The organism is Archangium primigenium, from assembly GCF_016904885.1.
Taxonomy (GTDB): domain Bacteria; phylum Myxococcota; class Myxococcia; order Myxococcales; family Myxococcaceae; genus Cystobacter; species Cystobacter primigenius.
Window position 1 is genome coordinate 6,452,261 of the sequence record NZ_JADWYI010000001.1, and the last position, 20,878, is coordinate 6,473,138.

Annotated in this window: 19 protein-coding genes; 6 read left to right on the forward strand and 13 right to left on the reverse strand. The window is 69.2% G+C overall.

Annotation, left to right across the window (positions count from 1 at the left end):
• Positions 1-4: 4 nt before the first annotated feature.
• From rplB to I3V78_RS26365, 10 genes are all read right to left on the reverse strand, one after another.
• Positions 5-850 (reverse strand): 50S ribosomal protein L2, encoded by an 846-nt coding sequence (gene rplB, locus I3V78_RS26320; RefSeq protein ID WP_204491194.1) that lies wholly within the window; start codon positions 848-850, stop codon positions 5-7.
• A gap of 31 nt (positions 851-881) precedes the next feature.
• Positions 882-1,175: a 50S ribosomal protein L23 gene (locus tag I3V78_RS26325; RefSeq protein WP_095981174.1), complete on the reverse strand. Its 294-nt coding sequence runs from the start codon at positions 1,173-1,175 to the stop codon at positions 882-884.
• Positions 1,172-1,795 (reverse strand): 50S ribosomal protein L4, encoded by a 624-nt coding sequence (gene rplD / locus I3V78_RS26330; protein WP_204491196.1) that lies wholly within the window; start codon positions 1,793-1,795, stop codon positions 1,172-1,174. The genes I3V78_RS26325 and rplD overlap by 4 nt, the downstream gene beginning before the upstream one ends.
• 52 nt (positions 1,796-1,847) lie before the next feature.
• Positions 1,848-2,156, reverse strand: coding sequence for a 30S ribosomal protein S10 (gene rpsJ / locus I3V78_RS26335; RefSeq protein WP_002625389.1), 309 nt, complete (start codon positions 2,154-2,156; stop codon positions 1,848-1,850).
• A gap of 184 nt (positions 2,157-2,340) precedes the next feature.
• Complete coding sequence (gene tuf, locus I3V78_RS26340; RefSeq protein WP_204489684.1) at positions 2,341-3,531, reverse strand: elongation factor Tu; 1,191 nt, start codon at positions 3,529-3,531, stop codon at positions 2,341-2,343.
• Between the two features lie 120 nt (positions 3,532-3,651).
• Positions 3,652-5,727 (reverse strand): elongation factor G, encoded by a 2,076-nt coding sequence (fusA, locus tag I3V78_RS26345; protein ID WP_204491199.1) that lies wholly within the window; start codon positions 5,725-5,727, stop codon positions 3,652-3,654.
• A gap of 103 nt (positions 5,728-5,830) precedes the next feature.
• Positions 5,831-6,301, reverse strand: a complete 471-nt coding sequence (gene rpsG, locus I3V78_RS26350) for a 30S ribosomal protein S7 (protein ID WP_071900193.1) — start codon at positions 6,299-6,301, stop codon at positions 5,831-5,833.
• A 141-nt stretch (positions 6,302-6,442) separates the two neighbouring features.
• Positions 6,443-6,814, reverse strand: coding sequence for a 30S ribosomal protein S12 (gene rpsL / locus I3V78_RS26355; RefSeq protein WP_002623636.1), 372 nt, complete (start codon positions 6,812-6,814; stop codon positions 6,443-6,445).
• Positions 6,815-7,017: 203 nt separating this feature from the next.
• On the reverse strand, positions 7,018-7,533 hold the full coding sequence (gene rimI / locus I3V78_RS26360; RefSeq protein WP_204491201.1) for a ribosomal protein S18-alanine N-acetyltransferase: 516 nt from the start codon (positions 7,531-7,533) through the stop codon (positions 7,018-7,020).
• Entirely contained in the window at positions 7,530-8,192 is a 663-nt protein-coding gene (locus I3V78_RS26365; protein ID WP_204491203.1) for a hypothetical protein, read from the reverse strand. The genes rimI and I3V78_RS26365 overlap by 4 nt, the downstream gene beginning before the upstream one ends.
• A gap of 152 nt (positions 8,193-8,344) precedes the next feature.
• On the opposite strand from I3V78_RS26365, the gene dnaJ reads away from it, so the two are divergent.
• From dnaJ to I3V78_RS26390, 5 genes are all read left to right on the forward strand, one after another.
• A complete protein-coding gene (gene dnaJ, locus I3V78_RS26370) occupies positions 8,345-9,514 on the forward strand; it encodes a molecular chaperone DnaJ (RefSeq protein WP_204496805.1) in 1,170 nt (389 codons plus the stop codon).
• A gap of 103 nt (positions 9,515-9,617) precedes the next feature.
• Positions 9,618-10,259, forward strand: a complete 642-nt coding sequence (locus I3V78_RS26375; protein WP_204491204.1) for a HEAT repeat domain-containing protein — start codon at positions 9,618-9,620, stop codon at positions 10,257-10,259.
• A gap of 206 nt (positions 10,260-10,465) precedes the next feature.
• Positions 10,466-12,148: a histidine kinase dimerization/phospho-acceptor domain-containing protein gene (locus tag I3V78_RS26380; RefSeq protein WP_338023754.1), complete on the forward strand. Its 1,683-nt coding sequence runs from the start codon at positions 10,466-10,468 to the stop codon at positions 12,146-12,148.
• 100 nt (positions 12,149-12,248) lie between these two features.
• A complete protein-coding gene (argS, locus tag I3V78_RS26385; RefSeq protein ID WP_204491208.1) occupies positions 12,249-13,967 on the forward strand; it encodes an arginine--tRNA ligase in 1,719 nt (572 codons plus the stop codon).
• A 38-nt stretch (positions 13,968-14,005) separates the two neighbouring features.
• Positions 14,006-16,558 (forward strand): 1-acyl-sn-glycerol-3-phosphate acyltransferase, encoded by a 2,553-nt coding sequence (locus tag I3V78_RS26390; RefSeq protein ID WP_204491210.1) that lies wholly within the window; start codon positions 14,006-14,008, stop codon positions 16,556-16,558.
• A 22-nt stretch (positions 16,559-16,580) separates the two neighbouring features.
• Here the strand turns inward: I3V78_RS26390 and I3V78_RS26395 are convergent, their stop codons facing one another.
• From I3V78_RS26395 to I3V78_RS26405, 3 genes are read right to left on the reverse strand one after another with little or no spacing between them, the layout of a single operon-like run.
• A complete protein-coding gene (locus I3V78_RS26395) occupies positions 16,581-17,018 on the reverse strand; it encodes an Ig-like domain-containing domain (protein ID WP_239576614.1) in 438 nt (145 codons plus the stop codon).
• Complete coding sequence (locus tag I3V78_RS26400; RefSeq protein WP_204491215.1) at positions 17,018-18,193, reverse strand: cytochrome c3 family protein; 1,176 nt, start codon at positions 18,191-18,193, stop codon at positions 17,018-17,020. Before I3V78_RS26400 ends, I3V78_RS26395 begins: the two co-directional genes overlap by 1 nt.
• The gene (locus I3V78_RS26405; protein ID WP_204491219.1) at positions 18,194-19,597 is read right to left on the reverse strand and encodes a hypothetical protein; all 1,404 of its coding nucleotides are present in this window, start codon (positions 19,595-19,597) and stop codon (positions 18,194-18,196) included.
• 109 nt (positions 19,598-19,706) lie between these two features.
• Between I3V78_RS26405 and I3V78_RS26410 the strand changes: the two genes are divergently transcribed.
• Positions 19,707-20,876 (forward strand): CPBP family glutamic-type intramembrane protease, encoded by a 1,170-nt coding sequence (locus tag I3V78_RS26410; RefSeq protein ID WP_204491222.1) that lies wholly within the window; start codon positions 19,707-19,709, stop codon positions 20,874-20,876.
• The last annotated feature ends 2 nt before the right edge of the window (positions 20,877-20,878 follow it).

The window sequence follows — 20,878 nt, forward strand, 5'->3', positions numbered from 1 at the left end:
TCGACTACTGGCTGCGCGCGCCCGGACGGCGGACGCTCACGATGAACTTGTCAGTGCGCTTGTTCGTGCGCGTGCTCAGACCCTTGGTCTTCTGGCCCCACGGAGACACGGGGTGCGGATTACCCTGGCCGGACTTGCCCTCACCACCACCGTGCGGGTGGTCGACCGGGTTCATCGCCAGACCGCGGACGGTGGGACGAATGCCCAGCCAGCGGCTGCGGCCCGCCTTGCCGATGCGGATGATCTCGTGCTCCAGGTTACCGACCTGGCCCACGGTGGCGCGGCACTCGATGAGCACCATGCGCACCGCGCCGGAGGGCAGACGCACCTGGGCGTAGCGACCCTCCTTCGCCATCAGCTGGCCGGAGGAACCCGCCGAGCGGATGATCTGCGCACCGCGACCGGGCTTGAGCTCCACGTTGTGGATGATCGTACCCACCGGGATGTTGATGAGCGGCAGGCTGTTGCCCGGACGGATGTCCGCGTTCTCGCCCGCCATCACCGTGTCGCCGACCTTGATGTCAACGGGGGCGATGATGTAGCGCTTCTCGCCATCCGCGTAGTGCAGGAGGGCGATGTTGGCGGAGCGGTTCGGATCGTACTCCACCGCCGCGACCTTGGCCGGCACGCCGTCCTTGTCACGACGCTTGAAGTCGATGATGCGGTAGCGACGCTTGTGACCACCACCCTGGTGACGCCGGGTGATGTGACCGTGAGCGTTGCGGCCACCGGACTTGGACAGAGACTCGGTGAGCTTCTTCTCCGGCGTGCCCTTGGTGATGTCCGCGAAGTCGGACACCGTCATGAGGCGGCGGGCGGCGGAGGTCGGCTTATACTTCTTGATGCCCATAGTGGTCCTCTACGTCAGTCAGCGCAGTGCGCTAGACCGCGCCTCCCTCGAAGAGCTCGATCTTGTCCCCCTCCTTGAGGGTGACGACCGCCTTCTTGAAGTTCGGCCGCTTGCCGATCGAGCGCCCCACGCGCTTGGTCTTGCCGCGAACGATGTTGGTGCGCACGCCCTCGACGCTCACCTTGAACAGCTTCTCGACAGCGTTGGCCACGTCGTACTTGGTGGCCTTCTTGTCGACGATGAACGAGTACTGGCGGAACTTCTCGCGGGCCTGATCCAACTTCTCAGTGATGAGCGGCCCCTTGATGACGTCATTGGCGTTCACGAGAGCGCCCCCTCGATGGTCTTGATGGCCGCAGAAGTGACCACCAGGTGCTTGTGGCGCAGGACGGACTCGAGGTTGAGACCCTCGGGCGGCAGCACGTCAAACTTCGCCAGGTTGCGCACGCTGCGGTGCAGGTTGATGTTGTCCTTGGCGTCGATGACCAACGCGCCGGCCAGCTTCAGCCGCTTGGTCAGGGCATCGAACGCCTGCTTGCTCTTCGGAGCATCCAGCTTGAAGCCGTCCAGGATGATCAGGGTCTTCTCGCGAGCGCGCAGCGACAGGACCGCCTTGAGCGCACCCCGGCGGACCTTCTTGGGCGGCCGGTAGAAGTAGTCCCGAGGCTTGGGACCCATCGCCTTGCCACCACCCACCCAGTGGGAGGCGCGGATGGAACCCTGACGGGCGCGGCCGGTACCCTTCTGCTTCCAGGGCTTCTTGCCGCCACCGCTCACGAGCGAGGTGTTCTTCACCGCCACCGTACCGCGGCGACGGTTCACCTGCTGCATCTTCGCGACCTCATAAAAGAGGTGCGCGTTCGGCTCGGCGCCGAAAACCTCGTCGGAGAGCTCGAGCTCCGACACCTTCTTCATATCGAGATCGACTACGTCGAACTTTGCCATGGCTATTTCCTCTGGGGAATGGAGTGAACCCGGTCGGGCGCTACCCCGTCCCTCAGGACTTGATCTCCACGTCAACGCCGGCCGAGAGATCCAGCTTCATGAGCGCGTCCAGCGTCTGCTGGGTCGGCTCGAGGATGTCGAGCAAGCGCTTGTGGGTGCGGATCTCGAACTGCTCGCGGCTCTTCTTGTCCACGTGCGGCGAACGCAGCACGGTGAACTTGTTGATGCGCGTGGGCAGGGGGATCGGACCGGCAACCTTGGCGCCCGTGCGCCGCGCCGTCTCAACGATCTCCCCAGCGCTCTGATCCAGGAGCTTGGAGTCGTAGGCCTTCAGCCGGATGCGGATCTTCTGTGTCGCCATTCGCAAAAACCTCTTTGTACGGCCTCTGTTGGAGGCGCTACGCCCAACGTCCCCTGGATGTCACAGAGCCGTCTCTTCGAAGGGGCGCGGCAAGTACCACCGCGGCCCCGGTGTATGCAACCTAATTCACACTGCCCCGGCTTTTCGCTGTTTTGAGCCGCCGAGGCAAGTGAAATTCTACAAACTAGGCGATGATCTCGGCGACGACGCCGGCGCCCACGGTACGGCCACCCTCACGCACGGCGAAGCGCAGTTCCTTCTCCATCGCCACCGGCATGATGAGCTCCACCTCGATGGCGATGTTGTCGCCCGGCATCACCATCTCGACGTTGTCCGGCAGCTTCACCGTGCCCGTCACGTCCGTGGTGCGGAAGTAGAACTGGGGACGGTAGCCCTTGAAGAACGGCGTGTGACGGCCACCCTCCTCCTTCGAGAGCACGTAGATCTGCGCCTTGAACTTGGTGTGCGGCGTGATGCTGCCCGGCTTGGCGATGACCTGGCCGCGCTCGATGTCCTCGCGCTTGAGGCCGCGCACCAGCGCGCCGATGTTGTCGCCCGCCCGGCCCTCGTCCAGCAGCTTGCGGAACATCTCCACGCCCGTCACCACCGTCTTCTGCGTGGCCTTCAGGCCCACCACTTCCACTTCCTCGCCCACCTTGATGATGCCGCGCTCCACGCGGCCGGTGGCCACCGTTCCGCGGCCCGCGATGGAGAACACGTCCTCCACCGGCATCAGGAAGGGCTTGTCCGTGGCGCGCTGGGGCGTGGGGATGTAGCTGTCCACCGCCTCCATCAGCTTCAGGATCGCCGGCTCGCCAATCTCCGACGCGTCGCCCTCGAGCGCCTTCACCGCGCTGCCCGGAACAATCGGAATCGAGTCCCCGGGGAAGTCGTACTTCTTGAGGAGGTCACGCACCTCCATCTCCACGAGCTCGCGCAGCTCGGGGTCATCCAGCAGGTCCACCTTGTTCAGGAAGACCACGATGTAGGGCACGCCCACCTGACGGGCCAGCAGGATGTGCTCGCGCGTCTGCGGCATCGGGCCGTCCGCCGCCGACACCACCAGGATGGCGCCGTCCATCTGCGCCGCGCCCGTGATCATGTTCTTCACGTAGTCGGCGTGTCCCGGGCAGTCCACGTGCGCGTAGTGCCGGTTCTTCGTCTTGTACTCCACGTGCGCCGTGGAGATGGTGATGCCGCGCTCGCGCTCCTCCGGCGCCTTGTCGATCTGGTCGTACGCGAGGAACGTCGCGCCGCCGGTCTTCGCCAGCACCTTCGTGATGGCCGCCGTGAGGGACGTCTTGCCGTGGTCAACGTGGCCGATGGTGCCGATGTTGACGTGCGGCAAGCTTCTGTCGAACTTTTCCTTGCTCATCCCTGCTCCTCAGAGACCCGGCCAGGAGACCGGGTCGAGAAAATGTGCTGCGTGGTGCTTCAAACGTACGAAAACGTCAAATGAAATCGCCCGCCCCCTCTTCCGGGGGCCCAGCACGCCTCACCGGTTGAGGACATCCTTGGGCGCTGGAGCGTAGTGGCTGAACCGCATGGTGTAGGTCGCTCTTCCCTGGCTGCGGCTGCGCAGGTCGGTCGAGTAGCCGAACATCTTGGCGAGCGGAACCAGGGCCAAGACCGCCTGCAAGTCCCCCGGCCGAGGCTCCATGCCCTGGACCTTTCCCCTGCGCCCCGTCACGTCGCCGATCACGTCGCCCATGAAGTCGTTCGGGGTGACGATCTCGCAGTCCATGATGGGCTCGAGGAGCACGGGGTCCGCCCCACGCACGGCGTCCCGGAAGGCCATCGAGCCGGCGATCTTGAACGCCATCTCGTTGGACTCCGTCTCGTGCATGGAGCCATCGAAGGCCTCCACCTTCACGTCCAGGAGCGGGTAGCCGGCGATGGGTCCACTCGACAGCGACTCCTGGATGCCCTGACGGGCCGCCTCCACGAACTCCCGGGTGACCTTCTCCGCGGGAATGGTGTTGGAGAAAGCGAAGCCCTCGCCCGACTTGTTGGGGCTCACGCGCAGCCAGATGTGGCCGTACTGGCCCTTGCCGCCCACCTGCCGGATGTACTTGCCCTCGGTCTCCACTTGCTTGGCGATCGTCTCCCGGTAGGCCACCTGGGGCTTGCCCACGTTGGCGTCCACCTTGTGCTCACGCCGCAGCCGATCGACGATGATCTCCAGGTGCAGCTCGCCCATGCCCGCGATCAGCGTCTGCCCCGTCTCCTCGTGGGTGCGGACCCGGAAGGACGGATCCTCCGCGGCCAGACGCGCCAGGCTGGTGAGGATCTTGTCCTGATCCGCCGTGGACTTCGGCTCGATGGCCACGTCGATGACGGGCTCGGGGAACTCCATCTGCTCCAGGATGATGGGGTGCTTGTCGTCGCACAGGGTGTCCCCCGTCGTCGCCAACTTGAGGCCCACCACCGCGCAGATATCCCCGGCGTAGCATTCGGCCACCTCGTCCTTCTTGTCCGCGCGCATCTGCACCAAGCGGCCAATGCGCTCGCGCTTGCCCTTCACCGAGTTCCACACCGCCGAGCCCGACTCCAGCTTGCCCGAGTACAGCCGCAGGAACGTGAGCGTCTGCGACGGGAAGGCCGGGTCCGGCATGATCTTGAAGGCCAGCGCGCTCAAGGGCGCGTTGTCCCGCGTCTCGCGCGTCTCTTCCTGGCCCTTGGGGCTCTTGCCGTGCACCGGCGGGATGTCCAATGGGCCCGGCAGGTAGTCCACCACCGCGTCCAGCAGCGGCTGTACGCCCTTGTGCTTGAAGGCCGAGCCACAGAACACCGGGAAGACCTTCAGCGACAGACACCCCTTGCGGATGGCCGCGCGGATCTCCGACTCGGTCAGCTCCTGGCCCTCGAGGAACTTCTCCGTGAGCGCGTCATCCTGCTCGGCGGCGATCTCCACGAGCTCGCCGCGGGCCGCGTCGGCCTCCGCGCGCAGCTCCTCGGGGATGTCCACCTCGTCGTAGCGGCTGCCCATCTCCGAGTCCTGGAAGACGAGCGCCTTCATGCGCACCAGGTCGATCACGCCGCGGTGCTTGTCCTCGGCCCCCAGCGGCAGCTGCAGGCGCACCGGACGCGCGCCGAGCTTCTCGCGGATGCTGTCGACGGACATGGCGAAGTCCGCGCCCACGCGATCCATCTTGTTGATGAAGCAGATGCGCGGCACCCGGTACTTGTCCGCCTGGCGCCACACCGTCATCGACTGGGGCTCCACGCCGTTCACCGCGTCGAAGACCGCCACGGTGCCGTCCAGCACGCGCAGCGAACGCTCCACCTCGATGGTGAAGTCCACGTGGCCGGGGGTGTCGATGATGTTGATGCGGTACTTCTGATCGTTCCGGTTCCAGGCCGCGGTGATGGCCGCCGAGGTGATGGTGATGCCACGCTCGCGCTCCTGCGGCATCCAGTCCGTGGTCGTGGTGCCTTCATGCACCTCGCCCATCTTGTGGATGGCGCCCGCGTAGAACAGGATCCGTTCCGTGGTCGTCGTCTTGCCGGCGTCGATGTGCGCCATGATGCCGATGTTGCGATAGCGCTCGAGCGGATACTCGCGGGGCATTGCTCCGAACCTCTTGCTGGAAACGGATGTCAAAGACCGGAAACACCCGGACGCGCGAGAGAGCGCATCCGGGTGCCGGGCACTGCGAACGACTGGAGGACGACTACCAGCGGTAGTGGGCGAAGGCCTTGTTGGCCTCGGCCATCTTGTGCGTGTCCTCGCGCTTCTTCACCGCGTTGCCACGGTTGTTGGCGGCGTCCATGATCTCGCCCGCCAGCTTCTCCATGGCCGTCTTCTCACCGCGCGCCTTGGCGTAGGTGATGATCCAGCGCATGCCCAGCGCCACGCGGCGGTCCTGACGGACCTCCACGGGAACCTGGTAGGTGGCGCCACCGACGCGGCGGCTCTTCACCTCGAGCACGGGCTTGACGTTGTCCAGGGCCTTCTTGAACGTCTTGAGGGGGTCCTCCTTCGCACGCTCCTCGATGAGGCTGAAGGCGCCGTAGCACACCCGCTCGGCGATGGACTTCTTCCCCTTGCGCATCAGGTCGTTCACGAACTTCGTGACGAGGCGGTCCTGGAACTTCGGATCAGGAAGGATCTTGCGCTTGGCTACTACGCGACGACGAGGCATCTTTTTCTATCCCTTACGCCCCGCTCCCATGCACCCGGGAGGCTTCGTGGGGGCTTCGAACTGCGTTGGTGACTCAGGAAGGCTCCCCAGGGTGCGGGGCAAGCGTTCCCATGAAGGATGCGAAGGTGATCAGCTCCGAGCTCAGCTCGGACGCTTGGCGCCGTACTTGGAGCGGCTCTGCTTGCGGCCGGCCACGCCCACGGAGTCCAGCGTGCCGCGGATGATGTGGTAGCGCACGCCCGGGAGGTCCTTCACACGGCCGCCACGGATCATCACCACCGAGTGCTCCTGGAGGTTGTGGCCCACGCCGGGGATGTAGGACGTCACTTCGATTCCGTTCGTCAGGCGAACACGCGCCACCTTGCGAAGGGCCGAGTTCGGCTTCTTCGGCGTGGTGGTGTACACGCGGGTGCAGACGCCACGCTTCTGGGGGCACTCCTTCAGAGCGGGGCTCTTGCCCTTGATGTTCAACTTCTCGCGGCCCTGGCGGACCAGCTGGCTGATGGTTGGCACTGAACTCCTCTTCCTTCTCGATTGCCCCGAGCGGGTGTACCCGGGGGCGCATACAGACCTACCACTGCGCTTAAAAAGGGCCGCGAGTATAAAGAGGGGGCCCCCCGTGTCAAGCACGGACGCCCGGCGGGATGCATCCCCCGGTGACCCGCGTCCCCATTCCCATCCTGCCGCGCAGGGCCGCCCCTCTACTCCCCTGGTCGCTAGAAGTCGAGGACCATCACGATCGCGTCCTCGGGCGCCACGCCCTCGTCCACGTAGTAGTTGGGCCGCACGCCCACCGCCCGGAAGCCAAAGGCCTTGTAGAGGTTGATGGCCGCCTCGTTGCCCTTGCGCACCTCGAGCGTCGCCAGGCAGCACTTGCGTGCCCGCCCCTCGGCCAGCGTGGCGTCCATGAGCGCGTGGGCCACCCCCCGCCGCCGGTGCTCCGGCGCGGTGGCCACGTTGAGCACGTGCACCTCGTCATGCACGATCCAGAAGATGGAGATGCCCAGCAGCCGTCGGCCGCCCTCGGGAAGGGGCTCCTCCAGCAGGAAGATGATGGACCAGTCGTGCGTGAGCTCGCGCTGGAGCAGTTCCTGGGACCAGGGGTTGCGGAACGAGGCCTTCTCCAGGTCCATCACCGCGGGCAGGTCCTCGCGGGTCATCCTCCGGATGAGGAAGGCCGGATCAGGCTTGCCCCGACGGCTCGGCCGGGTGTCCTCGCGCATGCGCCTCATGGCTGCTCCTCCCGCGCGAAGGGCGCCACGCCCCGCACCCGCGCATCCTTGCGAACCCGAGCGTATTCCTCCTTGGCCAGTTGGCCATAACGCTCGCGCATCAAGCGCTCCTTGAGCGCCTCGCGGACCCCCTCGTACGAGCCGCCCATCATCGCCTTGTTCTCCTCCCAGTAGCGCCGGGCCTCCGCCTCGCCAACCTGCGCCCGGAGGCGGATCCGGCTGTCGAGGATGCGCTCGGCCCGCACGCCCCGCTCCAGCACCGCCGTCAATTGATCCAAGTCCGCGTCGTAGCGCGTCAGGAAGGCCAGGAGCGCGGGCTCGTCCTCGAAGCGGTCGCGAAAGAGCTTGACCCGGGCGTCCACCTCCGAGCGCTCCGCCGCGAACGCCTGGAGCCGGTCGGCCCCCGCCACCAGCAGCCGCTGGCTGATGGCCAGGTCCAGGGCCCCTCGCAGCGTCCGCTCGTCCAGGGACGCCTCGGCCGCTCGCACGCCCCCTCGCAGGACGAGCGCCACGCGGGCCTCGAAGGACAGCTCGCTCAGGGTGAGCACCTGGCCGCCCACCACCGCCACGACCCGGTCGATGACCTGGCCTCCGGTGGCGCCCGACTGCCCGGCCGCCTGCCCCCCGAGGGACAGGGCCGCCAGCACGAGGCCGCCCATCCCCCACCCCCTCGCTCGTCGTCCGCGCGGCGCGCCCATGCTCTCCCTCGGCACTCGGTTCAGTTTATACATCTTGAACCCAAGGCACACACCCTGCTGGCGCGGGCCCAATGACGGGTTACGTTCATCCCCTCAAGGAGGACGTCACGGTCATGGCGGACGACTACTACCAGATTCTCGGCGTGCCCCGGACGGCGTCGGCCGACGAAATCAAGAAGGCCTTCCGCAAGCTCGCGCGCACGTACCACCCCGATGTCAACCCGGGCAACAAGGAGGCCGAGGAGCGATTCAAGCAGCTCAACTCCGCCTTCGAGGTGCTGTCGGACGAGCGCAAGCGCAAGCTCTACGATGAGTTCGGCGAGGAGGCCGGCAAGCTCGGCTTCGACGAGAAGAAGGCCGAGCAGTACCGGGCCTACAAGGCCGCGCGCGCCGGCGGCGGCGGCATGCCCTACGGCGGGGGCGGCGGCGCGGACTTCGACATCGGGGACATCCTCGGGGACATCTTCGGGCGGGCGGGCGGCGGCGGCGTGGACATCGGGGAGATCCTCGGGCGCGCGGGCGGCGGCCGTGCCCAGGGCCCCGTCGCGGGCGAGGACATCACCGCCACGCTCACGGTCAGCTTCGCCGAGGCCCTCACCGGCACCGAGCGCAACATCTCCCTGCAGCGGCCCGGACGCTGCGGACGCTGCCAGGGCTCGGGCCAGTCCGGAGCCCCCACCACCTGCGCCACCTGTGGCGGCAGCGGCAAGGTCCGCCGGGGGGGCGGCGTGCTGGGCATGTCCACGGGCGGCACCTGCCCCACCTGCCGCGGCTCCGGACGCGCCGCGCCTCCCTGCCCCGCCTGCCAGGGCGCGGGCGTCGTCGAGGAGACGACCCGGCTCACCGTGAAGGTGCCCGCCGGCGTGCAGACCGGCTCCAAGATGCGCCTGGCCGGCCAGGGGGCCGCGGGCGCTCGCGGGGGCCCCTCGGGTGACCTGTACATCGAGATGATCGTGGCCGAGCACCCCCTGGTGCGCCGCGAGGGGGATGATCTCCACATGGATCTGCCGGTGACGGTGCCCGAGGCCATGCTCGGCGCGGAGATCCGCGTGCCCACCTTCCAGGGAGAGGTCACGGTGAAGGTGCCCCCCGCCTCCCAGTCCGGCCGCCGCATGCGGCTCAAGGGGCGCGGCTCGCCCTCGCTCAAGGGCGGCGCGCCGGGAGACCTCTACCTCACCCTCCAGGTCAAGGTGCCCGAGCAGCCCTCGGAAGAGGCCCGCCAGGCCGCCGAGACGCTCGCGCGCGCCTATTCCTCGGACGTGCGGGGCACGCTCCAGTTGTGAGCCGGCCCCCTCCTGCCCCGCCAAGCCCCTTGCGTTCGCTCGCGCCGCGTCCTACACGGCCCCCGTACCCGCCTCTTCCTCTCGTCTCGGAGCCTCTTCTCCCATGGGCATCTTCGATTTCCTCGGCGGCTCCGGCCCCGACAAAGCGCTCAAGCTCAAGTCCAAGGTGACCCAGAAGTACGGGGATCCCAACAGCCGGCAGAAGGCCTTGCAGCAGCTCGGGGAGATGAAGATCCCCGAGGCGGTCACCGTGCTCATGCACCGCTACACCATCACCGTGGAGCCCCTCACCACGGACGCGGACGAGAAGGAGCACGTCTTCGAGCTCATCAAGGGCTTTGGCAAGGACGCCGTGGCGCCCGTCACCGACTTCCTGCGCAAGAGCGAGCAGGCCACCTCCTGGGCCATCCGCGTGCTCGAGGCGCTGCAGAGCGAGGCCGAGGTCACCACCAGCGTCGTGGAGACGCTCGCCGCGCTCAGCGCCCACTACATGCGCGATCCGCAGAAGAAGATCGTCCTGCTGCACTACGTCACCGGCAAGCAGGACGAGCGCATCGCCCCGGCGGTGCTGCCCTACCTCGACGACATGGCGGATGACGTGAAGATCGCCGCCCTCAAGGCGCTCGGCCCCCTCAAGCACGAGCCCGCGCGCGAGCCCATCCTCAAGCTCACCCAGGGCGACACCGCCCGCCGCGTGCAGGTGGCCGCGCAGCAGGCCGCCGACGAGAGCGGCTTCAAGGCCTGAGCCCCCGGCCGGGGAGGATGCCTCAGGTCGGCTGCCTCCTCCCCGCCCTGTGTCGTGAACTGGACACGGCAACTGTCCTGCCGTCAGCTCCGTGCCCCCCGCGCCGCGCCAGGGGGTTTCGTGGGGGACGCGGCCTGGCGCAGGATCGCGCTCGGATGGGTCGGGCGTGTCCGCGCGCCTCGACCCCTGGCTGCCGAGGTCTGCCCGTGCCCAAGAAGAAGGTTCCCCATCTGGCCGAAGTCGTCACCCTCCGCCCGGAGGTGGTGAAGAAGCCGTCCCGGCGCGCGGTGAAGCCCCAGCCTCCCGTGGAGAACGACGACGCCGAGCGCACGCTCGTGGAGATGGCCCGGCACATCTCCTCCAGCGAGGGCCCCACCGAGGCCCTGCGCGCCCAGCTCCAGCACATCCACACCCTCTTGCAGGCCAAGGCCTGCTACGTGGCGCGCTTCGTGCCCTCGCGCAACCAGCTCCAGGTGGAGCACGTGCGCGGCCGCTACGACGAGCGCATCACCGCCGCCACGCCCGAGGAGGGCATCATCGGCCGCGCCTTCGCCGAGCGCGCCATCCTGCGCGACGAGGAGACCGTGGCCGTGCCGCTCGAGAGCCCCCAGGGCATCAGCGGCGTGCTCGCCGTGCTCGCCCCGCGCCGCTCGGTGTCCGACGCCCTGCTCCAGGCGCTCGCGGGCCAGCTGTCCGCCGCCTATGAAGTGGCGCGCCTGCGCGACGACAGCGCCCGGCGCAACAAGGACCTGCAGACGGCCATCGCGGGCCTCAAGGCGCTCGAGCAGAGCCGCGACGAACTCCTGGGCAACGTGTCCCACGATCTCAAGAACCCGCTCACCACCATCAAGGCCTACCTGGCCATGCTGGGCCGCGAGAAGCTCGGCCCGCTCGCCGACTCCCAGCGCCGCGCGGTGCAGGTGTGCGATCGCAGCGCGGACCGCATGCTGCGCATGGTGAACGATCTGCTGCTCATGTCCCGGCTCCAGGCCGGCAAGATGCAGCTCAACCAGCGGCCCTTCGGGCTGCGCGCCGTGGCCGAGGAGGTCATCCGCGCCCTCACCCCGTCCGCCGAGCAGTCCAAGGTGCAGCTCGTGCTGCCCTCCACCGGCGAGGTCTTCGTGCGCGGGGATCGCGAGCGCATCGCCGAGGCCATCCAGAACCTCGTGGAGAGCGGCATCAACCGCTGCGAGGCGGACGACCGCGTGGAGGTGCGCGTGGGCAGCGAGGACGGCCTCGCGCTGCTCACCGTGAAGGACACCGGCCCGGGCCTGGGCACCGAGGACCTGGAGCACGTCTTCGATCCCTTCCACCGGCCCGGCGTGCGCGGCCAGGGTCACAGCCTCGGCCTGCCGCTCGTGGCGAAGATCATGGCGCTGCACGGCGGCCGCGTGGAGGCCGCGAGCACCCTGGGCGAGGGCACCAGCCTGCAGATGGTGATGCCCCTGTTCGCCGGCGCCGTCAGCTCGCCGGACTTCGTGCAGACGGGCCCGCGCGCCGGCGGCATCCTGCTCGTCGAGGACGACGCGGACTGCCGCGAGGTGCTCCAGCAGGTGCTCGAGCAGGAGGGCTACCGGGTGATGTCCACCTCGGGTGCCGCCGAGGCGCGCTCCATCCTCTCGCACATCCGCCCGGCCATGGTGCTGCTCGACCTGCGCCTGAGCGAAGAGGACGGACGCTCCGTGCTGCGCTTCATCCGCGGCACCGAGTCGCTCGCCGACGTGGCCGTCTACATCATCTCCGGCGCGAGCGACGTCTCCACGCTGGGCGCGGGCCAGGGCCTGGATCGCATCGACGGCTTCTTCGAGAAGCCCCTGCAGCTGCCCCGGCTGCTCGACACCGTGGGCGCCGTGGTCCGCCCGAGCCGCCGCAATCCCGCGGTCTCCTGACGCGCGCCCGCCCCCGAGTCGACGCACCGCGTCGACGCGACGAGCACATGCAGAAGGTGCGAGGGATAGACGCGCGCTTCGCTTAGTATCGCGCGCGTCAATGAGCCCTCCCGTCTACTCCCGTTACCGGACCGCTTTCGTCGAGGCGCTCGCCCAGTCGCTGGGCGTGCCCGCCTCCGAGATCGACTCCCAGGTGAAGCCCGCGGATCCCGCCCACGGCGACCTGTCCTTTCCCACCTTTCCCCTGGCCAAGGCCCAGAAGAAGGCCCCGCTGGCCATCGCCGCCGCGCTCGCCCAGGGCCTGAAGGTCCCCGGCCTGGAGATCGCCGCCACGGGCCCCTACGTCAACGCGCGCTTTGCCCCCCTGCCCTTCAGCGCCGAGGTGATCGACGCGGCGCGCACCCAGGGCACGCGCTACGGGGGCTCGGACGTGGGCGCGGGCAAGACGGTGGTGATGGACTACTCCTCGCCCAACATCGCCAAGCCCATCGCCTTCCACCACATCCGCTCCACGGTCATCGGCCACGCCGTGGCCAACCTGCACCGGGCGCTCGGCTACAAGGTCGAGGGCATCAACTACCTGGGCGACTGGGGCAAGCAGTTCGGCCTGGTGGCCGTGGGCTTCCAGGAGTACGGCGAGTCGGACAAGCGCCAGGACATGGCGCACCTGGTGCAGGTGTACGTGAAGGCCAACCAGCGCGCGGAGAAGGAGCCCGCCTTCGACGAGCGCGCCCGGGAGTTCTTCCGGCGCATGGAGGCCGGCGACGGCGAGGCGCTCGCCCTGTGGAAGGAGTTCCGCGAGACGAGCGTGCGCGACTTCAAGCGCATCTACGCGCGGCTGGGCGTGACGTTCGAGCACATCGAGGGCGAGAGCTTCTATCAGGGCAAGATGGAGCCGGTCATCGAGGAGATCGCGCGCACGGTGGGCGTCAAGGAGTCCCAGGGCGCCACCATCGTGGACCTGCCCTACGAGGAGAACGAGCCGCCCGTGCTCCTCAAGAAGAACGACGGCAGCACGCTCTACGCCACGCGCGACCTGGCGGCGGCGATCGACCGCCACGAGCGCTTCCACTTCGACAAGTCGCTCTACATCGTGGCCACGGATCAGGCGCTGCACTTCCGTCAGCTCTTCCGGGTGCTCAAGGCCATGGGCCGCGCGTTCGTGGACCGCATGACGCACGTGAACTTCGGCCGGGTGCACGGCATGAGCACGCGCCAGGGCAACGTGGTGCTGCTCACCGACGTGCTCGACGAGGCCCGGGCCCGCGCGCGCACCATCGTCGACAAGAACATCGCCGAGGGGAAGATCCAGACGGACGACCCGGAGAAGCTCGCCGAGCAGATTGGCCTCGGCGCCATCTTCTTCGGCGACCTCAAGAACCGCCGGGCCACCGACTACACCTTCGACTGGGACGAGGTGCTCAACCTCACCGGCCACACGGGCGCCTACCTCCAGTACGCCCACGCGCGCGCCTGCAACATCCTGCGCAAGGGCGGCGGCGCGCCGGCGACCTATGACGCCGCGCTGCTCACCCTGCCCGAGGAGCAGGCCGTGCTGCGCGCCATCGCGCGGCTGCCCGTGGTGGTGCAGGAGGCCGCCGAGCAGCAGGAGCCGAGCTTCGTGGCGCGCTGGCTGCTCGACCTGGCCGCGACGTTCAGCAGCTACTACACGGCGGGCAACCAGGACCGGAACAAGCGCGTGGTGCTGGAGGACAACGAGCCGCTCAAGGCGGCGCGTCTGGCGCTCACCGACGCCACCCGCGCGTCGCTCGCCGCCGGCCTGACGCTGTTGGGCATCGCCACTCCCGAGAACATGTAACGCAGGCTCAGCCGAGGAAACACCCAGGGGGCTCGCACGTGGATACCGTCCTGACACCCGTCGTCGATCACCAGGAAGCGTTGAGCAAGGAGTTCGGGCCCGTCTCCCGCGTCCTCGGGCAGCGCTACTTCGACGGCGTGCGCTTTCCCCCGGAGGCCGAGGCCGAGCTGCGCGCGCTCCAGGCCAAGGGCTTCGTGGTGCACGTCATGCGCACCACGGCGTGGATCAACTACCTCTACCTGGCCTGGGCCATGGTGCGCCGGGGCCTGCCGCTGGTGCGCGCGGTGGTGAACCTGCGGCCCTGGTTCACCCGGCCCTTTCGCAACAGCAAGCAGCGCGGCCCCTTCGCCGAGCGCTTCGGCCACGCGCTGGCCACGGGCGGCAGTGGCCTCATCTTCCTCAAGAAGACGGCGCTCCTGAGCGCCACGGGCAAGGACATCGAGGAGAACCCCTTTCCCGCCCTGGTCGCCATGGCCCGGCGCGAGGAGCGCACCGTCTTCCTCGTGCCCGAGCTGTTCGTCTGGGAGAAGCGCACCGCGCGCCTCATGCCCAACGTGTGGGACCGGGTCTTCGGCTCGCCCGAGGCCCCCGGCTTCCTGCACTCGATGGTGGCCTTCTTCCGCAACTACCGCCGCGCCCAGTTCCGCGTGGGCGAGCCCATCGATCTCAAGCGCTTCATCGAGCAGAACCCCCAGGACTCCGACGAGCTCATCGCCCGCAAGGTGAGGAGCGCCCTGCACCACCACCTGTCGCGCGAGACGCGCGCCGTGTTCGGCCCCCCGGAGAAGCCCGTCGAGCGCATCCTCGAGGAGACGCTGCGCGACCGCTCGCTGCGCCGCTCCCTGGACGCCGTGGCCGCCGAGACGAACCGCCGCCCGGAGAGCGTGCTGCGCCAGTCCCGGCGCAACCTGGAGGCCATCGCCGCCAAGGCCAGCCCCACCACGCTCGCCTTCGTGTCGCCCGTGCTCGACTGGGTCTTCCACCGCATCTACGACGGCATCGAGGTGGACGAGGCCGGCCTCAACCGCGCCCTCAAGGCCGCCAGCCACGCGCCGCTCGTGCTGTGCCCCTCGCACAAGAGCCACGTGGACTACCTGGTGATGAGCTGGATCCTCTGGAACCGCGGCTACGCGGTGCCGCTCGTCGCCGCGGGCGCCAACCTGTCCTTCTGGCCGCTCGGGCCCCTGCTGCGCCGCTGCGGCGCCTTCTTCCTGCGCCGCTCCTTCAAGGACGACAAGGTCTACGCCGCCACGTTCAAGGCCTACGTGAAGAAGCTCGTGCACGACGGCGTGCACCAGGAGTTCTTCCCCGAGGGCGGCCGCTCGCGCACCGGCAAGCTCCTGCAGCCCAAGCTCGGCATGTTCACCTGGCAGGTGGAGTCCGTGCTCGAGGGCGCGCGCAACGATCTCATCTTCGTGCCCGTCTCCATCGACTACGAGAAGGTGGTGGAGTCGGGCAGCTACTCGAAGGAGCTGGCCGGCGGGGAGAAGAAGCCCGAGGACTTGAAGGCCCTGTTGAGCACGCCCAAGGTGCTCGCCTCCAGCTACGGCCGCATCCACCTCACCTTCGATGAGCCCCTGTCGCTCGTGGAGCTGATGAAGAGCCGCGGGCTCGACCCGGCCCAGGCCCTGAGCGACGAGCAGAAGAAGGGCCTGGTGCGCGCGCTGGGCAACCGCGTCATGTACGGCATCAGCAAGGTGTCCACCGTGACGCCCCACGCCCTGGTGAGCGCCGCCCTCCTGGCCCACCGCCGCCGCGGCATGACGAGCCGCGAGCTGGGCGAGCGCATCACCCTCCTGCGCCGCATCGCCGGCGAGGAGATGGCGCCCCTGGCCGCCCTGCTCAAGGACTCGCCGAGCCACCCCGAGGCCATGGGTCCCATCCGGGAGGCGATGAACACCTTCTGCTCGGACGGCATGGTGCGCACGCTCAAGGCCAACAACGACGTCATCTACCAGGCCGAGGACGACCGGCGCGGGGAGATGTCGTTCTACAAGAACACCCTGATGAACCTGGTGGCGGGGCGGGCCCTGGTGGCCACCGCGCTGCTCGGGCGCTTCCCCGCCCCGTTCGACGAGGTGAAGACCCGCGCCCTGTGGCTCTCGCGCCTCTTCAAGCTGGAGTTCATCTACCGGGTGGGCGCCAGCTTCGACACCATCTTCACCGAGGTGGTGGATCGGCTGGTGCGCATGGGCCTGGTGCTGCACGACGGGGACATGCTCGGCGTGGCCCCCGAGCCCCATGCCCGTCCGGAGCTGGAGTTCCTCGCGGACCTGCTGCGCGACTACCTGGAGGCCTACCTCATCGCCGCCCTCACCCTGCCCGAGGTGCCCGCGGGCATGGCCCAGGATCGCAAGAGCTTCGTGCGCCAGGCGCTGGAGGTGGGCCGGGCCGAGTACCACTCGGGCCGCATCACCGCCGCCGAGTCCCTGGCCAAGGTGACGCTGGAGAACGCCGTGCACTACATGCTCGACCAGCGCTACCTCGTGGAGGAGGACAAGAAGCTCAAGCTCGGTCCCACCGCGCCCGAGCTCAAGGACTGCCAGGCGTTCGCCGAGGAGATCCGCGGCTACCTGCGCCACCAGGGCTGAGGCCCCGGCGGCGCGGGGCGGCTCAGGGTGCCGTCTGGAACGGCACCCGCACCTCGCGGGCCAGGGGGTTGCCCTGGGAGTCCGTGAGCGAGGTGCGCAGCACCAGCGTGTAGCCGGTGCCGGGCGTGAAGGCGCCGCCCTCGGCGCTCACGGTGACGAGCGAGGGGATGTCCCCGCGCTCGACGTTGTCCTCCTCCCCCGGCAGCTCCGGCGACACCGTCACCGCCAGGGGCACTTCCTCGCGGCCCGCGAAGATGGCGATGCCTGGCCGCAGCGTGCGCGTCTCCATGCGCTCGGAGAAGAGGATCTGCACCGTGCCCCGGGCCGTCACCGTCCCGCCCGGGCCCGGCTCCGTGGACACCACCTCCGGGGGCTTGCTGTCCGCCACGGCGAGGAACGGCTCGCCGGGCTCCAGGCACGCCCCGCACCCCAACAGCCCCAGCCAGAGCAGGCGGCGCATCAGCGGCACCCCTTCTGGGAGAGGTCCGGCTCGGTGTGGCACTTGAGGCAGGGCCTGTCATTGGCCGCCGCCACGCGCCCACACGCGGCCTTGAAGCCCGGCGGGTGGGGGTTGATCTGCCGACCCGTCTTGGCCGAGTGGCACGTCATGCACGACTCCTCGCGGTGGCACGACACGCACGACTGCATGTCGCGCGAGGCCGCGAGGCCGTGGTGCTGCGGCCCGGGCGTCTCCACCCACAGGTTGTAGTCCGGGTGCACCTTCACGTTGCGCGAGCGCAGCGAGCGGTCCGCGCTCTGCCCCACGCCCGAGCGCTCGTGGCACGCGACGCAGAAGGACTGGGCGCGGTGGCAGCTCGAGCAGCGCGTGGAGTCCTGGCGCGCCTGCACCGGGTGCAGGGTGATGAAGTCGTTGGGGTGCACCGACAGGGGCTTCTGCAGGCCGTCATGGCACGTCTGGCAGTAGGACTCGGCGTGGCAGGACATGCAGGTGGAGCGGTCCACCGCCGCGCGGCTGCCGTGGGTGAACTCGTAGCGCGGCCCGTGGTCCAGGCCGAGCGGGTCGCCCTGCATGGGCCGCAGCACCCCCGAGGGGAAGGTGAGCTGCAGCCGCCCCGACGGCTGCGCGAGGTGGCAGGTGGTGCATTCCTTGGAGGCCGCGTTGCCGTCATGGCACTTGAGGCAGGTGGCCATCTTGGGCAGCTGCTGCCGGGTGCCGAGCCCCACCTGCTCCATGGCCCCGTGGCACACCGCGCAGTCCACGTTCTTCTTCACGTGCACCTGGTGGTTGAAGTGCAGGTTGGCCGCGGGCATGTCCAGCTTGGGCGGCTCCAGGCGCACCGTGGCGTCGAAGCCCGGGTGGCACGTGTTGCACGCCGAGGGCGGATCCGTCTTCTCGCCCTTCTTCGCCGCGTCGATGTCGTGGCAGGAGCCGCACTCCTCGTGGCCCGGCAGGTTGCGGTCCTTCACGGACACGCTGTTGCGGGCGGAGTCGTGGCAGGTGGCGCACTCGGCACCCGCGGCCAGGTGCTGCTGGTGGTCGAAGCGCAGGGGCACGCGCTGGGGCGGGTAGATGGCGAGGCTGCGCTCGCGGGCGGTGGCGGCCCAGGCGAGGCTCCCTCCCACCAGCAGCGACACGACGGCCAGGAGCAGATAGGTGCGCGTGGAGCGATCCATCTACAGGCTCGCCTTCAGATCGAAGAGGAAGAACACCTTGGAGTCCCAGCGGGTGAAGGGATTCACGTTGTTCTCGAGCACGAGGGACAGGCGGGCGGCGCGCGACAGCGCCTGACTGGCCCACACCTGCGTGCCGAGGAAGTTGCCCGCGAGCAACGGGTTGAAGCCATCGCGGATGCGCGCCGCGGACAGGCGGCCGTCCAGGGTGAAGCGGCCCTCGCCGAAGCCGTAGCCCGCGGTGAGGTCCGCCCACAGCTGGCTGCCGCCGTAGCCCTCGCGGTACGTCACGTCCAGCGCCGAGCGGAAGCGCTCGCGCCGCAGCGACGCGCCCACCGAGCCGCCCAGGGTGCTCGAGCGCTGCCCGGACAGGTCCACCTTCGCGAGCTGGAGCGTGTCGTTGATGACGGTGTGGTAGCGGCTGCCCACCGCCTGCGCGTAGTAGCGCAGCACGCCCCGGGGAAACACGTCCAGGCGCACGCGCGCCTCGTCCCGGGGCGCGTAGGCGAACCAGTACCAGATGGAGTCCGCGGAGAAGACGGGCGAGAGCCGCAGCGCCTCGCCGCTCACCGCCAGCACCTCGCCATCCCAGCGCACCTGCGCCCGGGCCTGGGCCGCCTGGCGCCGCAGCAGATCGAAGTCCACGCCGGCCAGCGCGCTCAGCCCCAGGCCTCGGCCATAGCGCGCCTCCACCGTGGCGCGCTCGATGTCCGTCTTGCCGTCCACCATCGCGCGGCGGTAGCCCAGCGAGGCGGCGACGCCCCCCAGGTTCTCCAGGAGCAGCTTGGCGCCATAGAGGGGCTCGAGCGCCGTGAGCGTCGGGTCCGCGCCGGCCACTCCCTGGTCCAGGCGGCGCACGTCGCTCTCGCGCGTGCCGTCCGGCTGGTACACGGACGAGGACAGGAAGCCGGCGCCCTTCACCCACAGGCCGCCATACACCTCGGCGCCCACGCCCAGCCGGCTCATGTAGCGCACGCTCAGCCCGTCGAAGGCGAGGATGTCCGCCACGTCCACGTACAGCTGCCGTCCGAGCTTGCCCTCCACGCCCCCCACCCCGTAGCGCACGAAGGCGTAGAGCAGGTCCGCGTCTTCCGAACGCAGCCCGTCGATCTTCGCCGCCTCGCCCCGGGGCAGTCCCAGGTCCGCGAAGAGGCGCAAGCTCGACTCGAAGCCCACGTCCTGCCCGGTGACGAGCTCGTACCCGGTGAGCCCCAGGTATTGGACGATCCGCCGGCGCGGCAGCAGCACCGGCTCGCTCGGAGTGGACTGGCGGTAGGAGCGGATCTGATACGCCTGGGCCTCGGTGCGCGCCTCCACCTGGAAGGCCGAGGCCGAGGCCATGGCGGGGCCCAACACCACCGCCAGCGCGCCCGCGCGCGCGAGCACCCGCCGCGGCGCTCGCCGCATCCGTCGCCGTGTTCGTTCAGGGAGAGGCATCAAGGTCCGTGCATTATAGAAGCGACTTTTCCGGGTGCGTCGTGTTTTGACCCCTTCCTCTCGCGGATGGAGAACCTCGGTGGACGACGTCGGTACCCCTCCCCCCCCACCCCCTCGCCTCGGACCCCTGGATCCGGTGGCGGTGGCCGTGCTGGCCACGCTGGGCATCTTCCTGGCCTTCGTGTTCGCCGCGCCGGCGCAGCTGCTCAACCTCGCCTTCGGGGTGTGGTTCACCCAGCTCTTCGTGTTCCTCGGCGGCGGGTGGTTCGTCCTGCGCGCCACCGGCCGGGAGCCCGCGCGCTACACGGGCCTGTCCCAGGGCACCCCGCGCATGGCGGCCTTCGGGTTCGCCCTGGGCCTGGCCAACTTCGCGGGCATCGTGGCCCCCCTGCAGTACGTGGCCCAGAAGCTCTTGCCCAAGGGCTGGCAGGACTATGACGTGGCGGGGCTGTTCACCGGCCAGACGCCCCTGGAGCTCGTGCTCATCGGCGCGGGGGTGGGCCTCTTCGCGCCCCTGTGCGAGGAATTCTTCTTCCGGGGGGTGTTCTTCCAGGGGCTCAAGGGCCGGGGCGGCCCGCCCTGGCGCGCCCTGGTGACCTCGGCGGTCATCTTCAGCGCCTTCCACTTCGACCGGATGGGCTTCCTCGCGCGCGTGGAGCTGGGCCTGCTGTTCGGCTGGCTCCTCTTGCGCACCGGCTCGCTGTGGCCCGGCGTGCTCGCCCACGCGGCCAACAACCTCGTGTCCCTCGCCCTGTTCTTCGGCGCGAGGAGCGCGGCGGGCGAGGTGCCCGCCGCCACCGACGCCACGTCCCGGGGCGAGGGCCTGGGCGTGGTGGTGCTCACGGTGGGCGGCTGCGCGGCCCTGATGGCGCTCGTGGCCGCCGCGGAGCGCTTTCCTTCCCTGCTCGGCGGTCCGCCCCGTCCCGAGCGGGAGCTGGAGGCGGCCGAGCCCCCCGTGTACCTGGAGCCCCCGACGCGGCTCGTGCGCCTGGCCTTCCCGTGGATGATGACGGCGGTGCTGTCCCTGGCCGTGTACGTGGGGGTGGACCCGCTGGGGGTACAGCTGAGCCAGATCGACTGGGATTTGAAGCTCAAGCCCGTGCCGGAGAACGCCCCGGATGCCCTGCACGCCGAGCGCAACGCGCTCCACGAGCTCCGGGTCCGCGTGCACCGGGGCGAGGCGCCGCTGGAGGAGTACGCCCGGGAGCGCCTGCGCCAATCGCGCCACCCTCGGGACGCGAAGCCTTGACG